24 protein-coding genes are annotated in these 25,469 nt (G+C 74.0%); 12 read left to right on the top strand and 12 right to left on the bottom strand.

Going from position 1 to position 25,469, the window contains the following annotated elements; translation table 11 throughout:
* Window positions 1–16: 16 nt before the first annotated feature.
* Window positions 17–538, bottom strand: coding sequence for a CGNR zinc finger domain-containing protein (locus ABZ459_RS23545; RefSeq protein ID WP_357973767.1), 522 nt, complete (start codon window positions 536–538; stop codon window positions 17–19).
* A 96-nt stretch (window positions 539–634) separates the two neighbouring features.
* Here ABZ459_RS23545 and ABZ459_RS23540 point away from each other — a divergent pair, with 96 nt between their 5' ends.
* Both ABZ459_RS23540 and ABZ459_RS23535 read left to right on the top strand, forming a co-directional pair.
* Window positions 635–1,495, top strand: a complete 861-nt coding sequence (locus ABZ459_RS23540) for an alpha/beta hydrolase (RefSeq protein ID WP_357973763.1) — start codon at window positions 635–637, stop codon at window positions 1,493–1,495.
* A 12-nt stretch (window positions 1,496–1,507) separates the two neighbouring features.
* The gene (locus tag ABZ459_RS23535) at window positions 1,508–2,155 is read left to right on the top strand and encodes an HPP family protein (protein WP_357973760.1); all 648 of its coding nucleotides are present in this window, start codon (window positions 1,508–1,510) and stop codon (window positions 2,153–2,155) included.
* A 4-nt stretch (window positions 2,156–2,159) separates the two neighbouring features.
* Here ABZ459_RS23535 and ABZ459_RS23530 read toward each other — a convergent pair whose 3' ends face one another.
* From ABZ459_RS23530 to ABZ459_RS23520, 3 genes are read right to left on the bottom strand one after another with little or no spacing between them, the layout of a single operon-like run.
* Window positions 2,160–3,077: an aminoglycoside phosphotransferase family protein gene (locus ABZ459_RS23530; RefSeq protein ID WP_357973757.1), complete on the bottom strand. Its 918-nt coding sequence runs from the start codon at window positions 3,075–3,077 to the stop codon at window positions 2,160–2,162.
* Between the two features lie 34 nt (window positions 3,078–3,111).
* On the bottom strand, window positions 3,112–3,990 hold the full coding sequence (locus tag ABZ459_RS23525) for a 1,4-dihydroxy-2-naphthoyl-CoA synthase (protein ID WP_352366206.1): 879 nt from the start codon (window positions 3,988–3,990) through the stop codon (window positions 3,112–3,114).
* 10 nt (window positions 3,991–4,000) lie between these two features.
* Window positions 4,001–4,513 (bottom strand): PadR family transcriptional regulator, encoded by a 513-nt coding sequence (locus tag ABZ459_RS23520; protein ID WP_357973753.1) that lies wholly within the window; start codon window positions 4,511–4,513, stop codon window positions 4,001–4,003.
* Window positions 4,514–4,589: 76 nt separating this feature from the next.
* Here ABZ459_RS23520 and ABZ459_RS23515 point away from each other — a divergent pair, with 76 nt between their 5' ends.
* Window positions 4,590–5,153 carry a hypothetical protein gene (locus ABZ459_RS23515; RefSeq protein WP_357973750.1) on the top strand — a complete coding sequence of 188 codons (564 nt, stop codon included), beginning with the start codon at window positions 4,590–4,592 and terminating at the stop codon, window positions 5,151–5,153.
* Here the strand turns inward: ABZ459_RS23515 and ABZ459_RS23510 are convergent.
* Complete coding sequence (locus tag ABZ459_RS23510) at window positions 5,146–5,478, bottom strand: metalloregulator ArsR/SmtB family transcription factor (protein ID WP_357973747.1); 333 nt, start codon at window positions 5,476–5,478, stop codon at window positions 5,146–5,148. The two genes, ABZ459_RS23515 and ABZ459_RS23510, sit on opposite strands and share 8 nt — an antisense overlap.
* An 86-nt stretch (window positions 5,479–5,564) precedes the next feature.
* On the opposite strand from ABZ459_RS23510, the gene ABZ459_RS23505 reads away from it, so the two are divergent.
* On the top strand, window positions 5,565–5,735 hold the full coding sequence (locus ABZ459_RS23505; RefSeq protein ID WP_357973744.1) for a DUF3073 domain-containing protein: 171 nt from the start codon (window positions 5,565–5,567) through the stop codon (window positions 5,733–5,735).
* A gap of 148 nt (window positions 5,736–5,883) precedes the next feature.
* Here ABZ459_RS23505 and ABZ459_RS23500 read toward each other — a convergent pair whose 3' ends face one another.
* Window positions 5,884–6,711 (bottom strand): alpha/beta hydrolase, encoded by an 828-nt coding sequence (locus ABZ459_RS23500; RefSeq protein WP_357973741.1) that lies wholly within the window; start codon window positions 6,709–6,711, stop codon window positions 5,884–5,886.
* Window positions 6,712–6,827: 116 nt separating this feature from the next.
* On the opposite strand from ABZ459_RS23500, the gene ABZ459_RS23495 reads away from it, so the two are divergent.
* A complete protein-coding gene (locus tag ABZ459_RS23495) occupies window positions 6,828–7,394 on the top strand; it encodes an NAD(P)-binding domain-containing protein (protein WP_357973738.1) in 567 nt (188 codons plus the stop codon).
* A 32-nt stretch (window positions 7,395–7,426) separates the two neighbouring features.
* Here ABZ459_RS23495 and ABZ459_RS23490 read toward each other — a convergent pair whose 3' ends face one another.
* The 3 genes from ABZ459_RS23490 to ABZ459_RS23480 all read right to left on the bottom strand — a co-directional run bounded on the left by ABZ459_RS23490 (window position 7,427) and on the right by ABZ459_RS23480 (window position 10,770).
* On the bottom strand, window positions 7,427–8,836 hold the full coding sequence (locus tag ABZ459_RS23490; RefSeq protein ID WP_357973735.1) for an LCP family protein: 1,410 nt from the start codon (window positions 8,834–8,836) through the stop codon (window positions 7,427–7,429).
* 147 nt (window positions 8,837–8,983) lie between these two features.
* Window positions 8,984–9,643, bottom strand: a complete 660-nt coding sequence (locus tag ABZ459_RS23485) for a response regulator transcription factor (protein WP_357973732.1) — start codon at window positions 9,641–9,643, stop codon at window positions 8,984–8,986.
* Window positions 9,640–10,770, bottom strand: a complete 1,131-nt coding sequence (locus tag ABZ459_RS23480; RefSeq protein ID WP_357973729.1) for a sensor histidine kinase — start codon at window positions 10,768–10,770, stop codon at window positions 9,640–9,642. The genes ABZ459_RS23485 and ABZ459_RS23480 overlap by 4 nt, the downstream gene beginning before the upstream one ends.
* A 166-nt stretch (window positions 10,771–10,936) precedes the next feature.
* On the opposite strand from ABZ459_RS23480, the gene ABZ459_RS23475 reads away from it, so the two are divergent.
* Complete coding sequence (locus ABZ459_RS23475) at window positions 10,937–11,974, top strand: carboxymuconolactone decarboxylase family protein (protein WP_357973726.1); 1,038 nt, start codon at window positions 10,937–10,939, stop codon at window positions 11,972–11,974.
* Here the strand turns inward: ABZ459_RS23475 and ABZ459_RS23470 are convergent.
* Window positions 11,963–12,445: an MSMEG_6728 family protein gene (locus tag ABZ459_RS23470; protein ID WP_357973723.1), complete on the bottom strand. Its 483-nt coding sequence runs from the start codon at window positions 12,443–12,445 to the stop codon at window positions 11,963–11,965. The genes ABZ459_RS23475 and ABZ459_RS23470 overlap by 12 nt on opposite strands.
* 88 nt (window positions 12,446–12,533) lie before the next feature.
* On the opposite strand from ABZ459_RS23470, the gene ABZ459_RS23465 reads away from it, so the two are divergent.
* A complete protein-coding gene (locus tag ABZ459_RS23465; RefSeq protein ID WP_357973720.1) occupies window positions 12,534–14,813 on the top strand; it encodes a xanthine dehydrogenase family protein molybdopterin-binding subunit in 2,280 nt (759 codons plus the stop codon).
* A 61-nt stretch (window positions 14,814–14,874) separates the two neighbouring features.
* Window positions 14,875–15,558, top strand: coding sequence for a DUF2267 domain-containing protein (locus tag ABZ459_RS23460; protein WP_357973717.1), 684 nt, complete (start codon window positions 14,875–14,877; stop codon window positions 15,556–15,558).
* Window positions 15,559–15,606: 48 nt separating this feature from the next.
* Here the strand turns inward: ABZ459_RS23460 and ABZ459_RS23455 are convergent, their stop codons facing one another.
* Window positions 15,607–15,840 carry a hypothetical protein gene (locus ABZ459_RS23455; RefSeq protein WP_357973714.1) on the bottom strand — a complete coding sequence of 78 codons (234 nt, stop codon included), beginning with the start codon at window positions 15,838–15,840 and terminating at the stop codon, window positions 15,607–15,609.
* A gap of 195 nt (window positions 15,841–16,035) precedes the next feature.
* Between ABZ459_RS23455 and ABZ459_RS23450 the strand changes: the two genes are divergently transcribed.
* The 4 genes from ABZ459_RS23450 (at window position 16,036) to ABZ459_RS23435 (ending at window position 24,075) form a co-directional block, all read left to right on the top strand.
* Window positions 16,036–16,503, top strand: a complete 468-nt coding sequence (locus ABZ459_RS23450; protein ID WP_357973711.1) for an ATP-binding protein — start codon at window positions 16,036–16,038, stop codon at window positions 16,501–16,503.
* Between the two features lie 73 nt (window positions 16,504–16,576).
* Window positions 16,577–19,840 (top strand): BTAD domain-containing putative transcriptional regulator, encoded by a 3,264-nt coding sequence (locus ABZ459_RS23445; protein WP_357973708.1) that lies wholly within the window; start codon window positions 16,577–16,579, stop codon window positions 19,838–19,840.
* Window positions 19,841–20,052: 212 nt separating this feature from the next.
* Window positions 20,053–22,839: a BTAD domain-containing putative transcriptional regulator gene (locus ABZ459_RS23440; protein WP_357973705.1), complete on the top strand. Its 2,787-nt coding sequence runs from the start codon at window positions 20,053–20,055 to the stop codon at window positions 22,837–22,839.
* 45 nt (window positions 22,840–22,884) lie between these two features.
* A complete protein-coding gene (locus ABZ459_RS23435) occupies window positions 22,885–24,075 on the top strand; it encodes a hypothetical protein (protein ID WP_357973702.1) in 1,191 nt (396 codons plus the stop codon).
* On the opposite strand, the gene ABZ459_RS23430 is transcribed toward ABZ459_RS23435, so the two are convergent.
* A complete protein-coding gene (locus tag ABZ459_RS23430; protein WP_357973699.1) occupies window positions 24,067–25,446 on the bottom strand; it encodes an MFS transporter in 1,380 nt (459 codons plus the stop codon). The two genes, ABZ459_RS23435 and ABZ459_RS23430, sit on opposite strands and share 9 nt — an antisense overlap.
* Window positions 25,447–25,469: the final 23 nt, after the last annotated feature.

Here is a 25,469-nt window from a genome sequence, read left to right as displayed (position 1 = left end):
TTCCGGGCGGGCCGGTTCAGCCGGCGTTCTTGTGGCGCTGGTTGAACCGGCCCGCCTTCGCGCGGTTGCCGCACACCTCCATCGAGCACCACCTGCGGCTGCCGTTCTTGCTCACGTCGAGGAACCACAGGACGCAGGCCGGGTTCGCGCACTTGCGCAGCCGTTCGGGACGTTCGCGCAGCAGGGGGACGACGGCGGCGGCCGCCGTCCAGGCCGCCTCCCAGGCCGGATCGCTCACCACGACCGTGTCGCGCGGCCCGTCGTCGTCCAACTGCGGTCTGGTCGCGCCCTCGTCGAGCACCGCGTTGAGCCGGTCGTGCCCACGTCCTTCGAGCAGCCCACGCAGCGCGTCCCGTGCCAGGACGAGGCGGTCGCGCACCCGTTCCAGATCGTCCGCGCCCGGCAGGCCGTGGTCGCCGAGCCAGGCGCGCACGCCTTCCAGGTCGTCGAACTGGTCCAAGAGGGCGCCCTGGTCCACCCACACGGTGTCCACCAGGTCCAGAGCCAAGGGCTCGTCGCGGAGCGGCCGTATCCTCACTGCCTCTAACCCCTCAAAGCGATTTGACTGGTTAACTCTCGCCATGCTATCACTTAACCAGCAAAACGGATTTAGCCGGTTAGGAAGAGTGTTGACATGACTGTTCAGTACCGCACCGCTGTGATCGACGGCCTCGACGTGTTCTACCGGGAGGCGGGTGACCCCTCGGCGCCCACGCTGGTGCTGCTGCACGGGTTCCCGACCTCGTCGGTGGCCTACCAGGAGCTGATCGCCGAGCTGGCCGACGAGTTCCACCTGATCGCGCCCGACTACCCCGGATTCGGCCACAGCTCGGCCCCCGCCGCCGACGAGTGGGACTACACCTTCGACCACCTGGCCGACGTCGTCGACCAGCTGCTCGACACCCTCGGCCTCACCAGGTACGCCCTCTACGTGCACGACTACGGCGCCCCGGTCGGCTTCCGCCTCGCCGTCCGCCATCCGGACCGCGTCACCGGCATCGTCACCCAGAACGGCAACGCGTACGAGGAGGGTCTGACGCCCTTCTGGGAGCCGCTGCGCAAGGCGTGGGCCGACCCGTCCGAGGAGAACACCTCCGCGCTGCTCGGCCTGCTCACGCCCGAGGCCACCCACTGGCAGTACACGCACGGCGTCCGTGACGCCGGCCTGGTCAACCCGGACAAGGCGGTCCTCGACCAGGCCCGGCTCGACCGGCCCGGCAACCACGCCGTCCAGCTCGCCCTCTTCGTGGACTACGGCCGCAACCTGGGCCGGTACCCGGAGTGGCAGGAGTACCTGCGTACCAACCAGACGCCGGTGCTGGCCGTGTGGGGGCGGCACGACGAGATCTTCGGCCCCGACGGCGCCCTCGCCTTCGACCGGGACACCAAGCGCGTGCAGATCCAGCTCCTGGACGCGGGCCACTTCGCCCTGGAGACGCGCGGCCCGCAGATCGCGGCGCTGGTCCGCGACTTCCTCCGCCGCCTCTCCGACTGACGGGAGCCTCCGATGGCCCAGCCCCGCCGCCGCGGGAACACCACGGCCCGCACCGGCTTGTCCGCCGCGGCCGCCCACGCGCACCGATCCCTTGGCCCCCGCCGCGCGCCCGCCCCCCACGGGCTCGCGGCGGTCCCGACGGCCGGGCCGCCGCCCTACCGGAGGTGGGGGTGGGCCGGGAGATCGGGGGCGCCCGCCCGGCCGTCCGGCAGGGCGGTGGCCCTGGCCACCGCGGCGGCGCTGGCCGGACTGTCGTTACTGGCCCTGCTGACCTCCCTCACCGGCATGGAGCTGTTCGCGCTGCCGTTCGCCGCCACCGCCGGGATCGTGGCCCTGGCGCCCGCCGCGCCGTTCGCCCAGCCGCGCAGCATCCTCCTCGGCCACCTGAGCGCCACCGCCCTCGCCCTGGCGCTCACCGCCCTCACCGGCCCCTCGGTGTGGACGGCGGTCGCCGCGGCGGCGCTCTCCACGGCCCCGATGTTGCTGCTGCGGGCCCCCCACCCGCCGGCCGGGGCCACGGCGGCGCTGATCGGGCTCACCGCCCCCGACCCGGTGTACCTGCTCGACCCGGTCCTCGTCGCGAGCGTCGTGGTGATCGCCACGGGGGTGGTGCTCGGAAGGGCGCTGCCGGACCGCAGATATCCCGCCTACTGGCGGTGACCCGTCACTGGCGGTGGCGCATGGCTTCGGCGATCACCAGGGCGATCTCGTTGAGCTCGTGCTCGCCGTCCTCGACGTCCCAGAGGGCGTTCTGCAGGAGCCGGCCGAGGGTCCAGCCGGCCGCCCTGGCCGGGTCGAGGCCCAATCCATCCACCATCAGGTCGAACCGCCGCAGCACGCCCTTGATCGGGTCGCCGGTGGCGACGACGGCGTCCCAGCGGTTGTCCAGGGCGGGCCACAGGTCGAAGCCGGGGTCGCCGGCCAGCGGCTTGGGGTCGATGGCCAGCCACGGCTCCCGCTCGGCGGCCAGCACGTTGTCGTAGTGCAGGTCCCAGTGCAGCAGCCGGTCGCCCGGCTCGGCGACGAGTTCGGCGACCGCGTCGGCGCACCAGCGCAGCCAGAACCTGTCCTGCTCGCGGGGCAGCGCGGCCGTCGCGCGGTCGACGTCGGCCAGCATCTGCGCGGCGATGTCGCCCAACCGGCGCAGCCCCGGCGGGGCCGGGAAGGCGGTCAACCGGCCCAGCAACTCGGTCAGGATCTTCAGCGCCTCGGTGTCGTCCGGGACGGCCGACAGCGGGCGGTCGGAGTCGAGGCGTTCCAGCAGCAGGGTGCCGGTCTCGGGGTCGTCGTCCAGCAGCAGGACCGACCCCTTCCCGGCCCACGTGCGCAGGCCGGGCGCCTCGGTGGCGTTCTCGTCGGTGACGGGCTGGAGCTTGAGCGCCGCCCTGGTGCCGTCCTGCCGTACGACGGGCAGCACGAGGGAGACCACGCCGTGCATGGGGCGGCCCTCGTCCAGCCGCAGCCCCCACTCCTCCAGGTAACGCTCGGCCAGCGCGGGCAGGCCGGCCGACCAGGCCCGCCCCCGCTCGCCGTCGATCTTCACATGCGATGCGGTCAACGCCTCGGGAACCATGATCCTCATCGCCCCAGTCTGCCTCCGGCAGGGGCGCCCGCGGCTAGAAGTGCCAGGGGAAGGGCGACCAGTCGGGTGCCCGCTTCTCCAGGAAGGAGTCGCGCCCCTCGGCCGCCTCGTCCGTCATGTACGCCAGCCGCGTCGCCTCGCCCGCGAACACCTGCTGCCCGACGAGCCCGTCGTCGATCATGTTGAAGGCGAACTTCAGCATGCGCTGTGCGGTGGGCGACTTGCCGTTGACCTTGCGCGCCCACTCCAGCGCCGTGGCCTCCAGCTCCGCGTGCGGGACGACGGCGTTGACCATGCCCATGCGGTGGGCGTCGGCCGCGCTGTAGGTGTCGCCCAGGAAGAAGATCTCGCGGGCGAACTTCTGCCCGACCTGACGCGCCAGGTAGGCCGAGCCGAAGCCGCCGTCGAAGCTGGCCACGTCGGCGTCGGTCTGCTTGAAGCGGGCGTGCTCGGCGCTGGCCAGGGTGAGGTCGGCCACGACGTGGAGGCTGTGCCCGCCGCCTGCTGCCCAGCCGGGCACCACGCAGATCACGATCTTGGGCATGAAGCGGATCAGGCGCTGCACCTCCAGGATGTGCAGGCGCCCGGTGGCGGGGGTGCCGTCGGCGTACTGGTAGCCGTCTTTGCCCCTGATGCGCTGGTCGCCGCCGGAGCAGAAGGCCCATCCGCCGTCCTTGGGCGAGGGACCGTTGCCCGTGAGCAGCACGCAGCCGACGTCGGTGGCCTGCCTGGCGTGGTCGAGCGCCCGGTAGAGCTCGTCGACCGTCTGGGGCCTGAAGGCGTTGCGCACTTCGGGCCGGTTGAACGCGACCCGCACCGTGCCCTGGTCGAGGGCCCGGTGGTAGGTGATGTCGGTGAAGTCGAAGCCCTCGACGACCTGCCACATCTTCGGATCGAACAGCTCGGAGACCATGGGTGCGAGCCTAACGGATCTGTTCCTCGGCCCACTCGGCCCACGCCTTCTGGACGGCGCCGAGCCGCAGCCCGTACTCCAGGGCGAGCCGGCCGTAGACCGACAGGTTGTCCTGGCCGCTCTCGACGAAGCCCTTGATGGCCTCCATGTGCTCCAGCTGCTTGCCCACCATCTCGGCCTGGCGGCGCAGGTACGTGCGGGCCTGCTCGGGATCGACCTGGCCGAGGAAGAACACGCGCAGCAGCATGTCGCTGCGCCCGACCCTGACCGGCTCGACATCGGTGATCCAGCGGCGCAGCTCGGCCCGGCCCTCCTGGGTGATCGCGTACTCCTTGCGCCCACGGGGGCCCTCGGCCGCGACGCTCACGAGACCGACGTCGGCCAGCTTGCCGAGCTCGGCGTAGAGCTGGCTCTGCGTGGCCGGCCAGACGTTGGACAACGAGACGTCGAAGGTCTTCAGCAGGTCGTAGCCGCTGGCCGGCCCCTCGGCGAGCAGACCAAGCACGGCGTGTCTCAAGCTCATATTCCTATATTGACATATCTCCACAGGAGGTTCTACATTCGACATGTCTACTTAGGAATGTCAAAGGAGTTGCGCGATGCGCGGTCTGCTCGGTTTCCTCCCCTGGGTCGTCTACGCGGTCATCGCCACCGGCGACGAGTGGCGCTGGGGCGCCATCACCGGCCTCGTGATCGCCCTCGCCCTCGTGGCCATCGACCGCCGGTCCGGCCGGGCCTGGGACGAGATCGTGATCGAGACGAGCGCCGCCGCCTTCTTCGCCCTGCTCACGGTGCTCTCCCTGGCGGCCCCGCACTCGCCGCTCACGCCGTACGGGCCCGCGCTGGTCAATGTCTGGCTGGCCGGCACCGCCTGGGGCTCGCTGGCCATCGGCAAGCCGTTCACGCTGGGCATCGCGCGCACGATGGCGCCGAAGGAGATCTGGGAGACCCCGGCGTTCCGCCGCGTCAACGTGGTGATCACGACGGCGTGGGCGGTGGCGTTCACGCTCGCCGCCGTCTCGCTGACGTTCGTGCTGGCCGCGGCCCCCCACGCCACCATGGCCGTCATCGCGATCAAGGTGCTCTCGTTCGTCGTCCCCGCCGTCTTCACCGCCCGCTACCCGAAGGTGGTCAGGCGCCGCGCCGAGGCCGCCGCTAAGTGACCTCCGCCCGCAGCTCGGCCAGGAGCTCCCCCTGGTCGGCCAGCATGTCGGCGAGGATGCGGCGGGCGGCTCCGAGCAGGTCTGCCAGCTCGGGAGTGGCCAGGGTGTAGACCACCGTGCTGCCTTCGCGGATTGCGCTAACGATCCCGGCCCTGCGCAGGACCGCCAGCTGCTGTGAGAGGCTCGACGCCTCGATGTCGATCTGGGCCAGCAGGTCCCTGACGGGCAGTGGACCTTCCTGGAGTAGCTCCAACACTCTGATGCGAGCGGGGTGGCCGAGCGTCCTGAAGAAGTCGGCCTTGGCCTGGTGGACCTCCACGTGCATATTGCAAGACTAATCGAGCGCAGTTGCATAATTCTTCAAGTCACCATGTTGTTGGATAGCATGACAGCGGGGACTAGGGAGTAGCCATGGGCCGAGGAAGAGCCAAGGCGAAGCAGACGAAGGTCGCTCGCCAGCTGAAGTACGCCAACCACAACATCGACTACGACCGGCTGCGCGAGGAGCTGGGCGCGGACACGCCGCGCGAGGAGATGTACCCGTCTACGGCGTCCGAGCAGGAGTCCGAGCGCGCGCAATGACGCGCGCCGGCTTCGCGGGGGCGTCCGCGACGTTCTCGGGCCGCCTGGCCTCCGGCACCTGACCGGTCGCCACGAGTTCCAGGCGGTGTTCCCGTGCCCGCTCGGCGGCGTGCCGCAGGGCCAGGGCCGGGCCGCCGTGGCCGGCGGGCTAGCCCGTCACCGCTTCGAGCAGGCGGCGCGCGTCGGCGAGCAGGCGGCCGGTGGCGGCCTGCGACACCGGGTCGGTGTTCTGCTGGAAACCGTGCGTGAGGCCGGGCTCCCTGCGGCACGTGACCGGCACGCCCGCCTCGGCCAGCCGGCGGGCGTACGCCTCGCCCTCGTCCCTGAGGGCGTCGTGCTCGGCGGTGACCACCAGCGTGGCGGGCATCCCGCTCAGGTCGGGCACGAGCAGCGGGCTCAGCCTCGGGTCGGCGCGCCGCGCAGGATCGGGCGCCCACTGCCGCACCGCCCAGGCGAGGAAGCTCTCGTCGAGGCCGTGACCGGTGCCCTTCTCCCGCACGCTGGGCCGGGAGAGCGTGAGGTCGGTGTTGGGGCAGATCAGGATCTGGGCGGCGGGCGGCGGGTCACCCGCGTCCCGCAGCTCCAGGCAGGCCATCGTGGCCAGGTAGCCGCCCGCGCTGTCCCCGGCCACCGCGACCGGACGGGCCTCGCGCAGCACGGCCACGACGTCCTCGACGGCCGCCGGGTACGGGTGCTCGGGCGCCAGCCGGTAGTCCACGGCCAGCACCTCCACCCCGCACTCGCGGGCCAGCAGGCGGCAGATCCGGTCGTGCGTGTCCAGGTCGCAGAACACCCATGCGCCGCCGTGCACGTACACCACCAGCGGCCGCCGCTCCGGCGCGGGCCGGTAGTGCCGCAGCGGCAGCCCGCGCGGCCCGGTCAGGTCGGTCACCTGCGGCAGCTCGGGCCCCCGCGCACGCAGGTGCGCCCGCTCGGCACTGCCCCTGCGCAGTTCGTGGACGTCGGGATCGTTCATGGACGAAGAGTGTAGGGATCACCGGCGGGCAAAGGTCTCGCTGCGCAGGCGCAAAGCCAGGCATGCGGGGAAGGCCGATGGGCAGGTGGCGATCGGGCCGACAAGGAGATCGAGACATGCGCGTAGGAATCGTGGGTTCGGGCCGGCTCGGCGCACCGCTCGGCCGGCTGCTCGCGGCGGCCGGTCACGACGTGCTCTTCAGCGACGCCCGGCTGGCCCTCGCCGAGGAGGCCGCGGCCGCCGCCGAGGGGCAGGCGGGCGGCGGCTCGCCGATCGAGGCGGCGCGCTTCGGCGAGGTCGTCGTCATGGCGGTGTGGTGGGAGGCGTTCCCGACCGTGGTCGAGGAGCTGGGCGCGGCGCTGGGCGGCAAGATCGTCATCGACCCCAGCAACCCGATCACCCGGCTCGACGGCGCCGAGGCGGTGGTGGCCGTGCCGGACGGGCTCACCAGCCCGCAGTACCAGCAGCACGTGCTCGGCCCCGAGGTGCGGCTGGTGCGCACGTTCAACACCAAGTACCCCAACGAGCTGCTGGACCTGGGCACGGCCGGCCAGCGGGGCGGCCCGCGGGCCGACATGCCCTACTGGGGCGACGACGAGTCCGCCAAGAAGGCCGTGGTGCCGCTCATCGAGGACGCCGGGTTCACCGCCATCGACGGGGGCGGCCTCGCCGACGCCCTGTAAGCCGAGCTGAGCCGAGCCGGGGTGACGCCGGGTCAGGCCGCGCAGGTGTCGTGGGTGGCGTCGAAGCCCTTGATCGCCTCGGTGTCGTCGGCGCGCAGCGGCTTGAGTCCCTTCCAGTCGTCGCCGATCACCAGCACCAGGTGGTTCGTCCGGGCGCCGGCGACCAGCTTGGGCGTGGCGGCGAGCAGGTCGTTGGTGAGCGTGGGCACCCGCGTCTCGGCGTTGGGGCCGTAGAGCAGCGTGGTCTTCGGCTGGGGCTTCCTGGCCGTGTCGCCGATCTTGCTGATGTGGTAGCCGCGCTGCTCCAGGAAGGCGGCCACCTGCGTGCCGAGGCCGCCGCGGTAGGTGCCGTTGCGCAGCTCGATCTGGATCTTCGACCGCCCCACCTTGGCCTGCCCGCCCTTGACGCCCTGGACGCTCTGGTCTCTGGCGACGATCTGGAACAGCCGGCCCGCCTGCGGCTGCACCCACTCGACCCGGCCCGGCTGGGTCAGCGAGTAGTGCCAGGGGGTGGTGATGAACCGGATCTGCCCGGCGTTGAGGCCCTGGAGGCTGGTGGCGAGATCCTTCATGACGCCCACCGACAGGTCGTCGTCGACGGTCACCGACCGGGTGCCGGCGTCGAGGAAGCCGAACAGCTTGGACGGGTCGGCGAGCGTTTCGCCGCTCATCACCTTCTTGAGCATCGAGGCGATGAACATCTGCTGCCGCTGGATGCGCCCGATGTCGGAGCCGTCGCCGAGGCTGTAGCGGGCGCGGACGTAGCCGAGCGCCTGCTCGCCGTTGAGCGTCTGCCGCCCGGCGGGCAGGTGGAGCAGGGCCTTCTTGTCGTTCACCGGAGAGGGCAGGCAGACCTCGACGCCGCCCACGGCGTTGACCATGCTCTTGAAGCCGGTGAAGTCCACCTTCACGAAGTGGTCGATGTGGATGCGGGTGAGCGACTCGATCGTCTTCCAGGTGCAGGCGATGCCCCCGGAGTTGAACGACTCGTTGATCATGCCGAGGTGCGGCTGCTGGCCGGGCAGGCCGCCCGTGGCCCGGCAGGCGGGCAGCTGGACCAGCGAGTCGCGCGGGAAGCTGATCACCATGGCGTTGTCCCGCTTGGACGACACGTGCGCCAGCATGATCGTGTCGGTGCGCTCGCCCGCGATGCGGCGGCCGTACCTGGCGTTCTTGCCGTCGCGCTGGTCGGAGCCCACGATCAGGACGTTCATCGCCGAGGTGGCGACCTTCGGCGGCCGCGTCTCGCCGAGGTCCTCCTTGGTGACCGTGGAGCGCTTGAGGTTGCCGCTGAGTTTGGCGGTGACGCCGACGGCCACGCCGGCGACCAGGAGGACGACGGCGACCGCGATCGCGATCACCCAGCGTAGCCAGCGCCGGCGGCGCCGCTTGGGAGCGCCGGGGTCGCTGGAGGGCGGAGCATCGACAAGCCCGCTGCTCACGTGACTCCAGAGGGACGGGGGCCGAGGGGCCACCGCCCCGGGCCAAGAGCCTCGCCGTACAAGTCTCGGCCGTTGAACGTGCCCGAGTGTACTCAGTCCGGGACGGGTATGCGGAGGGACCGCGTTCCTTGACGGTCAAGCCTCGGGTCAGCGCTCGCGCGGCGTCACCAGGCCGGACTCGTAGGCGAAGACCACGAGCTGGGCGCGGTCGCGGGCGTGCAGCTTGGTCATCGCCCGGCTGACGTGCGTCTTGGCGGTGGTCGGGCTGATCACCATCTGGGCGGCGATCTCGTCGTTGGACATGCCGCGGGCGACCAGGGCGGTCACCTCGCGTTCGCGGTTGGTGAGCACGTCCAGGCCCTGGGGTTCGGGTTCGGGGCGGCGGGCGACGTACTCGCCGATCAGGCGGCGGGTGATGGCGGGGGAGAGCAGGGCGTCGCCGCGGGCGGCCACCCTGACGCCCTGGAGCAGGTCCGCGGGCTCGGTGTCCTTGACCAGGAAGCCGCTCGCGCCGGCGCGCAGGGCGTGGAAGACGTACTCGTCCAGGCCGTAGTTGGTCAGGATCACCACGTGGACCTCGGTCAGGCGGTCGTCGGCGGCGATCCGCCTGGTGGCCTCGATGCCGTCCATGACGGGCATCTGCACGTCCACGAGCGCCACGTCGGGGCGGTGTTCCAGGGCGAGGGCGACCGCCTGCTCCCCGTTGGCGGCCTCGGCGACGACCTCGATGTCGTCCTCGGCCTCCAGCAGGGCGCGGAAGCCGCCACGGATCAGGGCCTGGTCGTCCACCAGCAGCACGCGGATCACCGGGCCTCCTGCAGCGGCAGCTCGGCGCGTACGGTGAACCCGCCCTCGGGACGCGGCCCGGTCGCCAGCCGCCCGCCGAGCGCCGTGACCCGCTCGCGCATGCCCAGCAGGCCCACGCCGGGGTCGCAGGGGCCGCCGTTCGCGCGGCCGTCGTCGTCCACCTGCACGATCAGCTCCTCCTTGCCGTAGTCGACGCGTACCGAGGCGGTGGCGGGCCCGGCGTGCTTGGAGACGTTGGTCAGCGCCTCCTGGACGATCCGGTAGGCCGCCCGGTCGACCTCGGCCGGCAGGTCGCGGCGGTCGCCGGTGACCGTCACCGTGGCCGGGACGCCGGTCGAGCGGGCCCGTTCGACCAGGTGGGTGAGCCGGTCGAGGCCGCTGGCCGCGGGGGCGTCGTCGTCCTCGCGCAGCACCTCCAGCGTGGCGCGCAGCTCGCGCATGGCCTCGCCGCTGGCCTCCTGGATGGCCAGCAGCGCCGCCGGCACCTCCTCGCCGCGCTTGCGCGCGAGGTGCACGGCCACGCCCGCCTGCACCTTGATGACCGAGATGGTGTGGGTGAGCGAGTCGTGCAGCTCCCTGGCGATGCGCAGCCGCTCCTCGCCCGCCCGGCGCAGCGCCGCCTCCTCGCGGGTCCGCTCGGCCTCGGCGGCCCGCTGTTCGACCTGCAGAAGGTACGCCTGCCGGTGCCGGGTCACGGTCGCGGTCACCCCGGCCGCCAGGAACCAGCCGAGCAGCAGCGTCGTCTTCTGCACGATCTCCTGCGCGGTCTGCCCGTCGGGGGTGGCCAGGTTGACCGCCAGGGTCCCGCCCAGGAACACCGCGCCCGCCACCGCCGCGAGCGCCCGGTGACCGGCCCTGACCGTGGCGAACACGGTCACCATCACGGGGAAGGCGGCCGGCGGGCCGGGCTGCGCGTGCGCGGAGTAGACCAGCATGCACAGCGTGGTGACCAGCAGCGCCGGGATCGGCGCCCGCCGCCAGGCGACGAGCGCGAGCGACCCGGCGAGCACGGCGGCGTAGTCCGCGGGCCCCGCGTCCGGCGTGGCCACCACGGTCGCCGTCAGCAGCACGGCCACCACCGCCGCGAGCGCCACGTCCATGACGGCGGGGTGCCATCGCAAGCTCATGCCAAGCACAGTAGAGCCTGATGTGTCGATAATCGTCCTCACGTGGGCGGAATGGGGCACTACTCCCGCCGTCGTACGCCACCCGCCTCTGCGCCCCGCGCCGTAGCCGCGGGAGTCATCCCGGGCAGGACGACTCCGGCCCTGCCCGCGCCCCACCATGGCGGCCATGAACACGACGCCGACGGCCGCAGGCCAGTTCCGCTACGTCACGCCCGTCCGGCCGCAGGACGCCACGGGCCGGGTGGCCCAGGTCTACGCGCGCCTGGCCGACGACTTCGGCATGGCCCGCATGGCGGTCTTCCTGACGTTGTCGCCCGCCCCCGCCGTGCTGGCCGGGACCTGGGCGCTGCTGCGGGAGTCGCTGCTGGCCGGGCCGGGGTCCAGGACCGGCAGGGAGGTGGTGGCGCTGGGGGTGTCACTGGCCAACCGGTGCCCGTTCTGCGTGGCCGCGCACACGACGCTGCTGCACGCCACCGGCGACCACCGGCTGGCCGAGACCGTCGCGGCCGGGGGCGTGCCGGCGGATCCCGGGCACGCCGCGCTGCTGCGGTGGGCCAAGGACCGGCGCGTGCCCGCCCCCTTCCCCGCGGACCAGGCGCCCGCGTACGTCGGCACCGCGCTGACCTTCCACTTCGTCAACCGGATCGCCTCGTCCCTGCTCACCGAGAACCTGCTGCCGGGCAACCTGCAGAAGTCGCGCCTGGTGCGCAGCGTGGGCGGCCGGGCCATGTCCCGGACGGTACGCAGGGAGCTGCCGCCCGGGGCGGGCCTGGACGTGCTGGACGGCCTGCCCTCCTCGGCCGAGCCCGCCTGGGCGGCCGGCACGCCGGTCGGCACGGCGTACGCCACGCTCATGGCCGTCGCGGGGACGGGCGGGGACCTGCTCGGCGAGGCGGCGCGGACGGCCGTCACCGCGGCGGTCGCGGCCTGGGACGGCGAGCACCCGCCGATGGGCGGCGACCGGCTGTCGGGCCCGCTGACGGGCGTGCCCGACGAGGAACGGCCGGGAGCTCGGCTCGCGCTGCTCGCCGCCCTGGCTCCCTACCGGGTCACCGACGCGGACGTCGCCGCCTGGCGCGGGGCCACGACGACGGACGAGGACCTGGTGCGGCTCGTCGCCTTCGGCGCCGCCACGGCGACGCGGCACGCAGAGTCCCTTCTCACGGGTGCGCGCGTCGGCGCCGGAGCGGGGTCAGGCCGGTAGGCAGGCGGGCGGGCGGCCGGAGGCGGGCCAGACGTATTCGAGGTCGTCGGGCTCGTCGCCGAAGAGCGGGCGGTAGTGGCCGGGGTCCTTGCGCAGCAGGGCGGAGCGGTGGCTGCGGTGGAAGGCGTCGTCGCCGAGCCAGGGCGGCAGCTCGCCGGCCGCCGCCAGCTCGTGCTGGGTGCGGATGACGGGGGTGCCGCAGGCGCGGCCCAGCTCGACGGACATCGTGGCCGCGCAGGTGTCGGCCCGGCCGGTCGAGCACCAGCGGTCGCACACGTCGAGCCCGTAGCGCACGAGGGCCTCCTCGTAGCCGGCCCACATCTTGACGGCGGGGTGGTGGCGCCAGCCGTAGCCGGGGACGGTCAGGGCGCGCAACACCTGCAGGGCCTCCACCCGCTGCTTGCCCAGCCGCAGCGCGTCCAGGACCCCGGCACTGGCCGTGAAATCCGGATATGGAAGAAAAGTCTGCATCGATACCCTCGCTGACCTGGTCTTTCCCGCCTGCCGCCCGGCGAGTTCGTATATGGACCGCACGCCTCGCGGCGCGCACAATCGGCCCATGGGCTATGTCGGCGCGCGGACGCCTCGCAGGGAAGACGCCAGACTGCTGACCGGAAAGGGGAGATACGTCGGCAACGTACGCCTGCCTGGCATGGCGTACGCGGTGGTGGTGCGCAGCCCCGTCGCGCACGGACGGCTCCTCGGCTGCGACGCCAAGGCGGCCTGGACGGTCGAGGGGGTGATCGACGTCATCACCCCCGCCGACGCCTCGGGGCTGCGGCTGCCCTGCGTCACCCTCGCCCCCGGCCAGCGGTCGGCCTCCTACCGGGTGCTCGACGACACGATCAGGTACGCCGGCCAGCCGCTCGCCGTCGTCGTGGCCGGCACCCCCGCCGCCGCCCGGGACGCCGCGGACCTGCTGGACCTGGAGCTCGACCAGTCGCCCGCGACCGTCGGCGCGGAACGCGCCCTCGACGAGGACGCGCCGCTGCTCTACCCCGAGTGGGGCACGAACCTGGTCACCGACTTCCTGCTCGGCGACGCCGACTGCGCGGAGTTCGTCGAATCCGCCGAGCACGTCGTCGAGATGACGTTCAGGATGGGCCGGATCTCGCCGCATCCCATCGAGCCGCGCGGCGTCGTGGCCTCCTACGCCGACGACGAGCTGACCGTGCACATCTCCTCCCAGGCCCCGCACCACGTGCGCGAGCACCTGGCCGACGCGTTCGGGCTCGTCCACGACCGGGTACGCGTGATCAGCCGGGACACCGGCGGCGGGTTCGGCGGCAAGGAGCACGTCTACCCCGACGAGGCGCTCGTCTGCCTGGCCGCGATGCGGACGGGCCGCCCGGTGAGCTGGACCGAGTCGCCCGGCGACCGGCTGTCGGCGACCCTGCCCGCGCGGGCCGCCGTCCACCGGGCCAGGCTGGCGCTCGACGGCGCGGGCCGGTTCGTCGCCCTGCACGCCGACATCCTCGGCGACCTCGGCGCCCATCCCTCGAACGTGGGCATCTCGCCCTTCGCGGTCTCGGCCACCCTGTTGCCGGGGCCGTACCGGTTCGAGCGGGTGGGCGTACGCGTGCGCGGGGTGGTCACCAACACCACCCCGACCGGCTCCTACCGCGGCTTCGGGCAGCCCGAGTGCACCTGGACCAGGGAGCGCCTGATCGACGAGGCGGCCCGGAGGCTCGGCCTCGACCCGGTCGAGCTGCGGCTGCGCAACATGCTGGCGCCGGACGAGCTGCCCTGCACGAGCCGGGTCTACCAGCAGTACGACTCCGGCGACTACCCCCGGGCCCTGCGCACCCTGCGTGACCTGGTCACCCCGGTCACCGGCGTGGACGACGGCCGCCTTCGCGGCGTGGGCTACTCCTGCCACGTCGAGACCACCGGCCTTGGCCCGTCGATGGAGATGAAGGCGTCGGGCATCCAGGCGGGCGGTTACGAGACGGCGGTGCTGCGGATGGAGCCGGACGCGTCGGTGGTGGTGTCGTCCGGGGTGGTCTCGATCGGGCAGGGCATCGAGACCGCGCTGGCCCAGGTGGCGGCCGACCGGATGGGGGTGCCGATCGAGCGGGTGCGGGTGGTGCTGGGGGACACGGCGGCGACGCCGTACTCGTCGATCGGGTCGATCGCCAGCCGGTCGCTCGCGGTCGGCGGCGGGGCGCTCGTCCAGGCCGCCGCCCGGCTGCGGGACAAGCTGCTGGCCATCGCCGCCCACCGGCTGGAGGCGGCGCCCGGCGACCTGGAGATCGCCGAGGAGTCCGTGCGCGTCAAGGGCGACCCGCGGGCGTCGGTGTCGCTGCGGGAGCTGGCCACGTCCGCCTGGCGGGCCTGGGACCTGCCGGAAGGCGTCACGCCGGGCCTGGAGGAGCGGGTCAGCTACGATCCGGCCGCCTACACCTTCGCCTACGGCGCGCACGCCGCCGCCGTCGCGGTGGACCCCGAGACCGGCGCGGTCGAGGTGGAGCGCTACTGGGTGGTGAACGACGCCGGGACGCTGGTCAACCCGTCCCTGGTCGAGGGCCAGATCCGCGGCGGGGTCGCGCAGAGCATCGGCATGGCGCTGACCGAGGAGATCGTCCACACCGAGGAGGGGCAGCCGCTCGCCGAGTACCTGCTGCCGACCACCCGCGAGGTGCCCGACATCGAGGTCGTGCTGCTGGAGACCCCCTCACCGCTCACCCCGGGCGGCATGAAGGGGGCGGGTGAGGCGGGCACGATCGGCCCTCCCGCCGCCATCGGCAACGCGGTCGCCGCCGCCATGCCCGAGCTGGCCGGACGCCTCACCGACGTGCCCCTCACCCCGCAGGTCGTGTGGAGGTGTCGACACCTCTGACCTGGGCACGGGGAGCCTGAAGGTTCGGATCGGGGGACGAATCATGGAATATCGTGCACTCTTGGCGTCCATCGGCCGCATGACGGGCCTGGGCGCCGGCCCGGCCAGAGCGGCGGCGGAGGCCACGCTGACCACGCTCGCCCGCACACTCGACGACGACGACCGGCGCGAGCTCATCGACGCCCTGCCGCCCGAGCTGACCGACGACTTCCCCATGGACCATCCGCGCAACGACGGCACCGAGGAGGGCTTCGTCCGGCAGGCGGCGCTGCTCGGCCGCCGTCCGCCCGAGCAGGCCAGGATCAGGGCCCAGGCCGTGCTGGCCGCCGTCGCCGAGCAGGATCCCGAGCTGGTCGCCCGGCTGCATATCCCCGAGCAGGTACGCCCCCTGTTCGACCCGCCGGACAGCGGCGGCGGCATCACCGGCCCCAAGGGGCACGCCGCCCCGCTCACCGCCGGCGAGATCGCCGCGGCCCTCGCCACCCTGCCGCTGTGGAGCGGCGACCGCTCGGCGCTGCGCCGGGAGATCGCCCTGCCGCGGGAGAACCTGCGTGCCGTCCGCCGCGCGCTCGACCGGCTCAAGGTCACCCACGGCCGGCAGCCCCAGCTCCAGGACACCGAGGGCGGCCTGGCCATCGTGGTCAGGACCGTCTCCGTGGGCGCGGTGACGGCCCTCGACGTGGAGCTGGCCAGGCGGGTCGACGACCTCATCGAGGAGGTGGGCGCGGGCATCGGCCGCCCGTAGCCCCGGGCCTGGCCGGTTCCGGGGCGCTCGCCCCGGGCCTGGCCGGTCCTAGCCGCGCGGCCGGTCGGGCGTCTCGCCGGTCAGGTCCTCCAGGTGTATGCCCGCCTGCGACAGGGCCTGTTCCAGCGCCGCCTGCCCGGCGGGCTTGTGCTCGGCCACGATCTTCCCCGCCTCGTCCGGACGCCCGGCCGGGCGCTCACCCGGACGTTCGGCCGGACGCCTGGCCGCGTCGAGGAGCGGCGTGGTGTCGGTTGCGGGGGTGCTCTCGTCAGGACTGCTCATGGCCCTGTCCGTACCCGCTGACCTGGGAGGACATGTCGAGCTGCGAAGAAAGTCAGGATTTCTCGGAAAACGTTCGACCCGAATGGCCGTTCCGTGCGTACAGGTTTGGACAGCCGCATGTCCGACAACTCGGAGGCAGGTCTCGTGTTGACTGAAACGAGCATTCGTCGCCGCCCTTCCCAGGATGGAGAGGCCATGTCCAGGCTGCGGTCGGCCCGGCGGAGCCGGATGCAGTACGTATGGCCGTTGCGCCCGGACGCCCGGACCGTCGGCCACGCCCGGTCGATCATCCGGGACGAGCTGTCCGGGCTCGACCTGCACGACGACGTCGTGGACGACGCCGTCCTCATGGTGAGCGAGCTGGTCACCAACGCGTTCATGTACGGCGAGGGCCCCTACGAGCTGCTCCTCCACGTGGACGCCAAGGAGGTCATGTGCGTCGTCGTGGACGCCGGCCCGCCCCTGCCCGCCCCCTCGGTCCCCGACCCGTCCGCCGAGCACGGACGGGGGCTGCGCATCGTCGCCCGGCTCTCCGACGGCTTCTACGGCTGCCATCCCCAGCGTTACCTGACCCATCCCGACCTGGTCGGCAAGGCCACCTGGTTCGCGCTGCCACGCCGCGGCGGGCCCGGCAACGTCGTGCCGATCAGGGCGGGCACGTAGAGGGTTCCAGTCTCCTTCAAGTCGGCCCGACCATACTGTGATCAATTAGGACGAAGCCGATGAGTGGGACAACGTGGAATTCCGAGTTCTGGGGCCGCTGGAGGTCCGCGACGCCGACGGGGGCGCGGTCGGTCTCGGCGGCCCCCGTCCGCGAGCCGTGCTGGCCCGGCTGCTGGTCGCGCAGGGGGCCGTGGTCCCCGCCGAGACGCTGATCGACGACCTGTACGGCGACGCCCCCCCGCCCAGCGCCCTGCCCACCCTGCACTCCTACGTCTCCAACCTGCGCCGCGCGATCGAGCCGGACCGAGGGCCGCGCGCCCGGCCCAGGACGCTGATCGCCCGCCCGCCCGGCTACCTGCTGGCCGCCGGCGACGTGGACGCGCTCCGGTTCGCCGAGCTGGTGAACCGGGCCGAGTTCCGGTCGGCCGAGGAGGCGCTGGCCTGCCTGGAGGAGGCGCTCGGGCTGTGGCGCGGCTCGCCGTACGAGGAGTTCCAGGACGAGCCGTGGGCGATCATCGAGGTGAGCCGCCTGCGCGAGCTGCGCCTGGTCGCGGTCGAGCGGCGGGCCCGCGCGCTGCTCGACCTGGGCCGCCCCCAGGCGCTGATCACCGAGCTGGAGGCCGAGACCGTCGCCAACCCGCTGCGCGAGCGCCTGTGGTGCCTGCTCGCGCTGTCCCTGTACCGCACCGGGCGTCAGGCCGAGGCGCTGGCCGTGCTGCGCACGGCGGCCAGGCGGCTGTCCGACGAGCTCGGCCTGGATCCCGGACCAGAGCTGCGGTCACTGGAGTCGGACATCCTGCGCCAGGCCGGCTCGCTCGCGCCGGTGGACGACACCCCGGCGCTGGTGGCCGCGCCACGCCCGCTGGACATCCCGCACGGGCGGGCGGCCCAGCTCGCCGAGCTGGTGGCGGTGGCCGAGCGGGCCGCGCCCGCCGGGCTCGCGGTCGCCGAGGTCAGCGGTGAGCCGGGGATCGGGAAGACGCGGCTGCTGGAGGCGTTCGGCGAGCACTGCGCGCGGCTCGGCCGGCTCGTGCTCCGTGGACGCTGCCACGACGCCGAGGGCACGCCCGCGCTGTGGCCGTGGACGCAGGTGTTCCAGGCGCTGGAGCCGCACTGCCCGCCGCCGGACCGCGAGCCCCTGTCCGGCCTCCTCGACGCCCGCCCCGAAGCGCCGCCGGACGGCGGGGGCCCGGCCGAGGCGTTGTTGTCGCGCCGGAACCAGGCCGCCGCCCGGTGGCTGGTCACGGCCTCACGCGCCCAGCCGCTCGTCATCGTCCTGGACGACCTCCAATGGGCCGACCCCGCCTCGCTCGACCTGCTCAGGCACCTGGTCATGCTGCTGCGCGGCGGCGCGGTCACGCTGGTCGCGGCCTTCCGCACCGGGACCGGCGACGTGCTCGGGCGGCTGGTCCGCTACGACCTGTCGCGGCTGCGCCTGACCGGCGTCGGCCCCGAGGCGGTCCGCGCCATCGCGGCCGATCTCGGCGTCGAGCTGGACGACGAGTCGTGCGCCAGGATGGCCGACCGCACCGGCGGCAACCCGTTCTTCCTGCGCGAGAGCATCAGGCTGCTTGCTCGGAACCCGGATGTGGACGGGGTGCCCGAAGCGGTGACCGAGCTGGTCCGGCTGCGGCTGGACGCGCTCGCCGGGGTCACGGACGTGCTCGCGGTCGCGGCGCTGGCCGGCCGGGAGTTCGACCCGGCCGTGGTGGCCCGGGTCGCGGGGGAGGAGGCGTACGGGCCGCTCGACCGGGCCGTGCGCGGCGGCCTGCTGGCGGCGCGGGCCGGCGGGCGGCTGGCGTTCGTGCACGACCTGGTGCGCGAGGCGCTCGTCAGGGACCTGCCGCCGCTGCGCAAGGCCGCGCTGCACCGCGACCTCGCCGCCGCCCTGTCCGCCCGCCCGGCGACCGACGTCGAGGTGATCGCCCATCACGCCGTGCAGGCCGGGCCGGTGGCGTACGGGGAGGCGGTGCGGTGGGCGCGGGCCGCGGCCGAGCAGGCCGAGCTGCGCCTGGGCTACGCCGAGTCCGCGTCCTGGCTGGGGCACGCGGTGACCGCGCACGACGCCTGCGGCGGCGACCCGGCCGAGCACGTGGAGCTGCTGCTGCGGCAGGTGCGCGCGCTGCTCGCGGCGGGCGAGCCGGCCAGGGCCCGCCGGGTCAGGGACCAGGCCGTGCGGGCGGCCGACCGCATCGCGGACGGGGGAGCGGCGCTCCGGGTCCGGGCGCTGACCTCGTTCGACACGCCGTCGATCTGGACGCTGCGCGACCCGTACGGCGCGGCCGACCCGCTGCTCGTCCGCCGCTTCGAGGACGCGCTGCGCGAGCTGCCCGAACCGGACGGCGCAGAGCGCGCGATGCTGCTGGCCGGGCTGGCCCAGGAGCTCTACGACGCCTCCGGCGACCCGCGGGCCCATGGGCTGTCCGCGCAGGCCGTGGCCATGGCCCGGCGGCTGGGTGACCGGCGGCTGCTGATGCGCGCGCTCAACGCCAGGCACCTGTCGCTGCCGCGTCCCCTGCACGTGCACGAGCTGACGGACCTGGCCGCCGAGCTGCACGAGCTGGCGGACGGCGAGCCGGCCTACCAGCTGCTCGCGAACATGATGGACACCCACAACCGGATGGAGCTCTTCGACGTCACCGGCGCCGACCTGGCCGCGGCCCGCTGCGACGACCTGCTCGACCGGCTCCCGCTGCCCTGGCCGCGCTTCCAGCACACGCTGTGGCGGGCGGGCCGGCTGGTGCTCGGCGGCCACTTCGACGAGGCGGACGACCTGTACGCCGATGCCGCCGACCAGGCGACCGGCCTCGGCATCTGGCACGCCACCCGCGCCGTGACCGCCGGCCGCCTGGCCCTGGCCTACCACCGGGGCACGATGGCCGCCGCAGGGCCGCTCATCGATGTCCTGAGCGGCGCGAACCACGCCCTCGACCAGGCCGCGCGTACCCTCCACCTGCACGCCCAGGGCCGCATGGACGAGGCCCGCAAGCTGAACGGCCAGCCGCTTCTCGACCGGTCGCGCCCGTCCACCCTGTGCCTGCGGGCCGCCGCCGCGGCGGCGCTCGGCCGGGTGCACGAGTGCCGCGTGCTCTACGAGGCGCTGCTGCCCTTCGGCGGCCGGATCACCGTCCTGTCGGCCTGCGCCTGGGTGGGGCCGGTGGACTGGCATCTCGCGCTGCTGGCCGAGGCGACCGGCCGGCACGAGAGCGCGCTCCGGCACCTGACCGAGCTCGAACGGCTGGCCGCCCGCAATGGCCTGACCTGGTGGCGGGACCGGGCGGCCGAGGCCCGCCGGGGGCCCGGCCGCAAGCACCTGCAACTGGCCACCAGCGGATGACAAGGGCCGCCTGATCGACTCACCGGGACGCGATGGTGTGGCCCATGGTGCCCGCCGGCACGAGCAACGACGACATCCGGATCGCCAGGAACCTGGCTCCGAACTGGGGAGATGACGAATAAGTCAAGTCGTAACAAAGCAGCAATCGGTGCCAAACCTCATTTAAGCTTCCTTGACCCGGGGTGGCCCGGGCCGCTGAACCGAGGTGGAAAGTGGCGCTGCGCGTCAAGGTGCTGGGGCCCATCGTGGCCGAGATCGACGGGGTGGAGGTCGCGCTCGGCGGCCCGAGACAGCGCGCGGTGCTCGCCGTGCTGGTCGCGGCGCGCGGGCAGGTGGTCTCGGCGGAACGCGTGCTCGACGCCGCCTGGGACGAGGGCGAGCCCGCCTCGATGCCCACCCTGCACTCCTACATCACCAGGCTGCGCAAGGCCCTCGAACCCGGCCGGACCAGCCGGTCGCCGCAGAGCGTGCTGGCCCGCGTCGGCAACGGCTACACGCTGCGCGTCGAGCCCGACGCCGTGGACGCCGAGCGGTTCGCCCGCAAGGTCGCGGAAGGGCAGCTCCTGCTGGAGTCGGGCGACCACAGCTCGGCGCTGGCCGTGCTGAGCGAGGCCGTGGAGTTGTGGGGCGGGCAGCCGTACGGGGAGTTCGCGGGCGCGGCCTTCGCCGTGCCGGAGATCGCGCGGCTCCAGGGTCTGTTCCTGTCGGCGCGGGAGAGCCTGTACGCCGCGCAGCTCGCGCTCGGGCGGCACGCGGCCGTGGTGCCGGAGCTGGAGAAGCTCACCGCCGAGCAGCCCATGAGCGAGCGCGGCTGGGAGCTGCTGGTGCTGGCCCTGTACCGGTCGGGCCGCCAGGGCGACGCGCTGGCCGCGCTGCGCTCCGCCCGCCGCGTGCTGGCCGAGGAGCTGGGCATCGACCCGGGGCCGGGGCTGCGCGAGCTGGAGGCGGCGGTGCTGGCCCAGGACGACGGGCTGCGCCCCGGCGTCGCCGCGCCGCTGCCGGAACGCGGCGGTAACCTGCCCTTCCCCGTGACCGCGTTGGTCGGCCGGGCGGCCGAGGTCGAGCAGGTGGCCGCGCTGCTCGCCGAGCACCGGCTGGTCACGCTCAGCGGGCCGGGCGGCATCGGCAAGACCAGGCTGGCGCTGGAGACCGCGCGGGCCAGGGACGACGCCGACGGGCCGTGGCTGGTCGAGCTGGCCGGGCTGGCCGACCCTTCGCTGGTGGCCGGGGCCATCGCCCAGGTGCTCGGGCTCACCGGGCCGGTCACCGGGCAACGCCTGGCGTACGCGCTGCGCGGCCGGAGCCCGCTGCTGGTGATCGACAACTGCGAGCACCTCGTGGCTGCCGTCCGCGACACGGTGTCGGAGCTGCTGGCCGGGGCGGGCGGCGTACGCGTGCTCGCCACCAGCCGCGAGACGCTCGGCGTGCCGGGCGAGGCCCTGTACGACGTGCCGCCGCTGTCCACGGCGGACGCCCGCGACCTGTTCCTGAGCCGGGCCAGGGCCGCCGCGCCCGGCTGGGAGCCGACACCCGCGGAGCTGGCCAACGCCGAACGCCTCTGCCTGGGGCTCGACGGGCTGCCCCTGGCGGTCGAGCTGGCCGCCGGGCAGTGCCGCATGTTGTCGGTCGAGCAGATCCTCACCTCGATGGACGACAGGTTCAGCGTCCTCACCGACGGCGCCGGCCCGCGGCGGCACCGCACGCTCGCCCGTACCGTGGAGTGGAGCTACGACCTGCTCGAACCCGCCGAGCGCGAGCTGTTCCACCGGCTCGGCGCGTTCGCCTCCGGCTTCGACCTGGACGCCGCGGCCGCGGTGTGCGGGCGGCCGGTCCTGGGCGGCCTGGGCGCGCTGGTGCGCAAGTCGCTGGTCGCCGTCGAGCCCGGCACCTCGCCGCGTCGCTACCGGCTGCTGGAGACGATCAAGGAGTTCGCCCGCGCCCGGCAGGACCCGGCCGAGCTGGCCGAGGCCCAGGCCGCGCATCGCGCCTGGGTGCTGGGCCGAGCCGAGGCCGCCGACGCCAGGATCCGCGGCGAGGGGGCGACCGCCGCGATGGAGGTGCTCCTCGCCGACCAGGCCGAGCACCGGGCCGCGTTCACCTCGGCGATGCTGGCCGGCGACGGCGGGTACGCGCTGCGGCTCACCGGCCTGCTGTCGTGGTTCTGGTACCGCAGGGGCCACGTCGCCGAGGGGCTGGCCAGCCTGTCGGCGGCCATGGAGCTCTACCCCGACGCCGAGCCCGGCGTGCGCTCCCAGGCGCTGATCGGCATGGCCGGCCTGCACTACCTGGCCGGTGACTTCCCCGCCGCGAGCCGGCGGGCCAGGGAGGCGGCCGAGATGGCCCGCCTGGCCGACGACCTGGTCGCCGAGGGGCGCGCCCTCACCTACCGCGCGCTCTTCGGCGGCCTGTGCGGGGCGCCGAACGCCCTGGCCGACGCCCGTGCCGCGCTCGACCTGGCCGAGGTGGCCGGCATGGAGTGGCTGCACGCCGAGGCGCTGATGGTGCTCGGCATGCTGCTGGTGTTCGCCCGGGAGACGGGCGAGGCGGCCGGGTGGCTGACCCGGTCGATCGAGGTGGCCACCAGGACGGGACACCGCTTCGTCACCGCCTCCTCGACCTGGCTGCTGATGAAGATCGACCTGCTGAGCGGCCGTACCGACCGGCCGCTGGCGTCCGGGCTGCCGATCCTGCGCATGCTCGACGAGGACAAGGACGTCACGTCCTGGCTGGTCATGGCCCACACCCTGGCCGGGGTGCTCACCGCGGGCGGGCTGCCGCGGGACGGCGCCCGCCTGCTCGGCGCGGTCGAGGCGGTCGGGGCCCGGGTCGGCTTCTCGCCGCCGGAGCTGGACCCGGCCGACGGCGCCGAGCGGGAGCAGCTGATCCGGCACGCGCTGCCCGCCGCCGAGCTGGCCGAGTGCCTGCGCCAGGGCGCCGCCCTGTCACCCGCCCAGGTGCACGGCCTGCTCGACCGGCTGATCCGGAGCCGCGTCCACTGACCTGGGATTCTTGCGCCGGGCGGGCCGGCAGGCTTTGGTACAGGTATGCCCCCAGGTGATCGGCTCGCCGTGCAGACCATCGAGTTCCACGGTGACAAGGTCGCCTTCGGCGAGGCCGGCGTGACGGACGAGGAACGCGCCGCCGCCGGCCGCGAGACGCTCGCCCAGCGCAACCAGGCGCTGCTGCGGGGCAACCGCCGCCGGGCCAGGCGCCGCTACGCCCACGAGCTGCCCGACGGCGTGCACTTCGCGCGCGTGTGGCGGCGGCGTGCCCTGGCCGAGCTGCGGCCCATGCTGACCGGCGGGCCGCTGGCCGTCTGGGGCGAGGACGACGACGTGCTGCACGTGCTCTGGCAGGGGCCGAACGCGCAGCTCGTCTCGGGCGTGCGGTTCCCGATGTGGCCGGTCAAGGGGGCGGCCGACCTGTGGGAGCTGTCCCTGCGCGTACGGCACCTGGACCGGGCCGTGATCGGCGTCACCGCGGTGCCTCCCGGCGGCCGGCCGGTGGAGCGCATCTGGCACGGCTCCCGCGCCGCCCAGGCCCCCGCGACGGCCGCCCGGCTCGCCGGCACGCTGGTCACCCGCGAGATCAGCAGCGTCCACCTGGGGGAGCGCCGCGCGATCACCGTCTACCGGCCGCCCGGTCCGATCCGGCCGATGCCCCTGTGCCTGCTGGCCGACGGGCAGGCCGCCGAGTCGCACGCCCGGGTGCTGGAGCCGGCGATCCTGGCCGGCACGCTGCCGCCGCTGATCCTGGCCGGCCCGCACGCCGCCGACGCGCCGGGGCCGTACCCGGACGGGCGGGCCAGGGAGTACCTGCCCTACGCCGACCCGCGGCGCTTCGCGGCGCACCTGGCCTTCGTCGTCGGCGAGGTCCTGCCCGGCTTCCCCGAGGCGAGTCACGTGATCAGCGCCGGCTTCTCCGACGGCGCCGGCTTCGCGCTGACCGCCGCCGACCGGTGCCCCGGCAGGATCGCCGCGGCGGTCGCCCTCAGCCCCAACCTGCTGCCGCAGCTGCTCGACACCTCCGTACGGGTGCCCCGCTACCTGGCGGCGGGCACGCTCGAACCGGCCCTGCTCGACTGCGCGCGCTCGCTGGCCGCCCGCCTGGCCGGGGCGGGCGTGGCCCACCGGTGCGAGGCGTGGATCGGCGGCCACGACGGCTACTGGTGGCGGGTGCACCTGCTGGCCGCCCTCACCTGGCTGGCCCGCGAGCCGCTGCCCCGCTCACGCTGACCGCGCGGGCCGGACGGCGGCCAGCACCAGCAGGCCGGCGAACAGCCCGGTGACCGCGGCGGCCAGGTAGACGGCGTTCAGCGCCGAGGGGAACGAGCCCGGCCCGGTCATGCCGTCCTGGAACAGGATGCCGAACGCGGCGATGCCGAGGGCGTACCCGAGCTGCCTGACGGTGTTGACCGCGCCCGCCGCCATCCCGGCCCGGTGCGGCGGGACGTGCGCCATGGCGGCCGAGCTGAGCGCCGGGATGGCCAGGCCGACGCCGATCCCGGTCACCACCAGGCCCGGCGCGAGCGCCGTCCAGGTGGAGTGCTCGTCGAGCATGCCCTGCAGGAGCGCGCCTGCGGCGATCAGCAGCAGCCCGCCGCCGACCGCGGCACGTGCCGTCAGCCGGGGGAGCAGGCGGGCGGCGGCGACCGAGACGACCAGCGAGGTGCCGGCCATCGGCGTCAGCGCCAGCCCGGCCTGGACCGGCCCGAGGCCCAGCCCGCCGGCCTGCTGCAACCACAGCGAGGTGAAGGCCAGGCAGGCGAACGCGGCCGGCATGAGCAGCCCGGCCCCCGCCATGATCCCGCTGAACGCCGGGTTCGCGAACAGCCGCAGGTCCACCATGGGATGCGCGCCGCGCGACTCCACCAGCACGAACGCGGCGAACGCGACCACCGCCACCGCGAGCGGCACCAGCGTGCGCGCCGACGTCCAGCCGTTCGGGCCGGCCTCGATCAGCCCGTACGTGAGCGCGCCCGCCGCCAGGGTGAACGTGCCCATCCCGGCCCGGTCCAGCCGGCCCCCGCCCGGCAGGCGGGACTCGCCGACCGTGCGCCAGGTCATCCAGGCGGCGGCCAGGCTGATGGGCAGGTTCACCAGGAAGACGGCCCGCCAGTGCAGGTGCTCGGTGAGCAGCCCGCCGAGCACGGGGGCGAGCGCCGCGGCGGCCCCGTTCACGCCGCCCCACACGCCGAACGCGATGCCGCGCTCCCGGCCGTGGTAGGTGGCGCTGATCAGGGCCAGCGTCGTGGCCATCATGGCGGCGCCGCCCGCCCCCTGCAGCACGCGGGCCGCCAGCAGCAGGCCCCCGGTGGGCGCGAGGCCGCAGGCCAGGGAGGCGAGCGCGAACACGCCGAGGGCGATCAGGTACACCTTGCGCCGCCCGGCGTGGTCGGCGACCGAGCCGGCCGCCAGCAGCAGCGCGGCCAGGGCCAGGGCGTAGCCGTCCAGGAGCCATTGGGCGTCGGTGAAGGACATCTTCAGGTCGGCGGTGATGCCGGGCAGGGCCACCATGACGATGGTCACGTCCACCAGGAGCATGAAGGCGCCCAGGCAGGCGGCGGCCAGCGGCCACCAGCTCGTACGGGTCAGTGTCGTGGTCATGGCGGCAAGGGTCCGGCCCGGAC

Origin of the sequence: Nonomuraea sp. NPDC005692, from assembly GCF_040631115.1 — a bacterium.
Taxonomy (GTDB): Bacteria; Actinomycetota; Actinomycetes; order Streptosporangiales; family Streptosporangiaceae; genus Nonomuraea.
This window is presented reverse-complemented; position numbering and strand designations above follow the sequence as displayed.

Bases quoted from the DNA above. Each gene is read 5' to 3' on its own strand.
- ABZ459_RS23465 (WP_357973720.1), top strand. From the start codon at position 12,534: ATGGGCTATGTCGGCGCGCGGACGCCTCGCAGGGAAGACGCCAGACTG.
- ABZ459_RS23430 (WP_357973699.1), bottom strand. From the start codon at position 25,446: ATGACCACGACACTGACCCGTACGAGCTGGTGGCCGCTGGCCGCCGCC.
- ABZ459_RS23520 (WP_357973753.1), bottom strand. From the start codon at position 4,513: ATGAGCTTGAGACACGCCGTGCTTGGTCTGCTCGCCGAGGGGCCGGCC.
- ABZ459_RS23480 (WP_357973729.1), bottom strand. From the start codon at position 10,770: ATGAGCTTGCGATGGCACCCCGCCGTCATGGACGTGGCGCTCGCGGCG.
- ABZ459_RS23455 (WP_357973714.1), bottom strand. From the start codon at position 15,840: ATGAGCAGTCCTGACGAGAGCACCCCCGCAACCGACACCACGCCGCTC.
- ABZ459_RS23515 (WP_357973750.1), top strand. From the start codon at position 4,590: ATGCGCGGTCTGCTCGGTTTCCTCCCCTGGGTCGTCTACGCGGTCATC.
- ABZ459_RS23470 (WP_357973723.1), bottom strand. From the start codon at position 12,445: ATGCAGACTTTTCTTCCATATCCGGATTTCACGGCCAGTGCCGGGGTC.
- ABZ459_RS23505 (WP_357973744.1), top strand. From the start codon at position 5,565: ATGGGCCGAGGAAGAGCCAAGGCGAAGCAGACGAAGGTCGCTCGCCAG.
- ABZ459_RS23495 (WP_357973738.1), top strand. From the start codon at position 6,828: ATGCGCGTAGGAATCGTGGGTTCGGGCCGGCTCGGCGCACCGCTCGGC.
- ABZ459_RS23510 (WP_357973747.1), bottom strand. From the start codon at position 5,478: ATGCACGTGGAGGTCCACCAGGCCAAGGCCGACTTCTTCAGGACGCTC.
- ABZ459_RS23535 (WP_357973760.1), top strand. From the start codon at position 1,508: ATGGCCCAGCCCCGCCGCCGCGGGAACACCACGGCCCGCACCGGCTTG.
- ABZ459_RS23450 (WP_357973711.1), top strand. From the start codon at position 16,036: ATGTCCAGGCTGCGGTCGGCCCGGCGGAGCCGGATGCAGTACGTATGG.
- ABZ459_RS23540 (WP_357973763.1), top strand. From the start codon at position 635: ATGACTGTTCAGTACCGCACCGCTGTGATCGACGGCCTCGACGTGTTC.
- ABZ459_RS23475 (WP_357973726.1), top strand. From the start codon at position 10,937: ATGAACACGACGCCGACGGCCGCAGGCCAGTTCCGCTACGTCACGCCC.
- ABZ459_RS23435 (WP_357973702.1), top strand. From the start codon at position 22,885: ATGCCCCCAGGTGATCGGCTCGCCGTGCAGACCATCGAGTTCCACGGT.
- ABZ459_RS23500 (WP_357973741.1), bottom strand. From the start codon at position 6,711: ATGAACGATCCCGACGTCCACGAACTGCGCAGGGGCAGTGCCGAGCGG.
- ABZ459_RS23530 (WP_357973757.1), bottom strand. From the start codon at position 3,077: ATGAGGATCATGGTTCCCGAGGCGTTGACCGCATCGCATGTGAAGATC.
- ABZ459_RS23525 (WP_352366206.1), bottom strand. From the start codon at position 3,990: ATGGTCTCCGAGCTGTTCGATCCGAAGATGTGGCAGGTCGTCGAGGGC.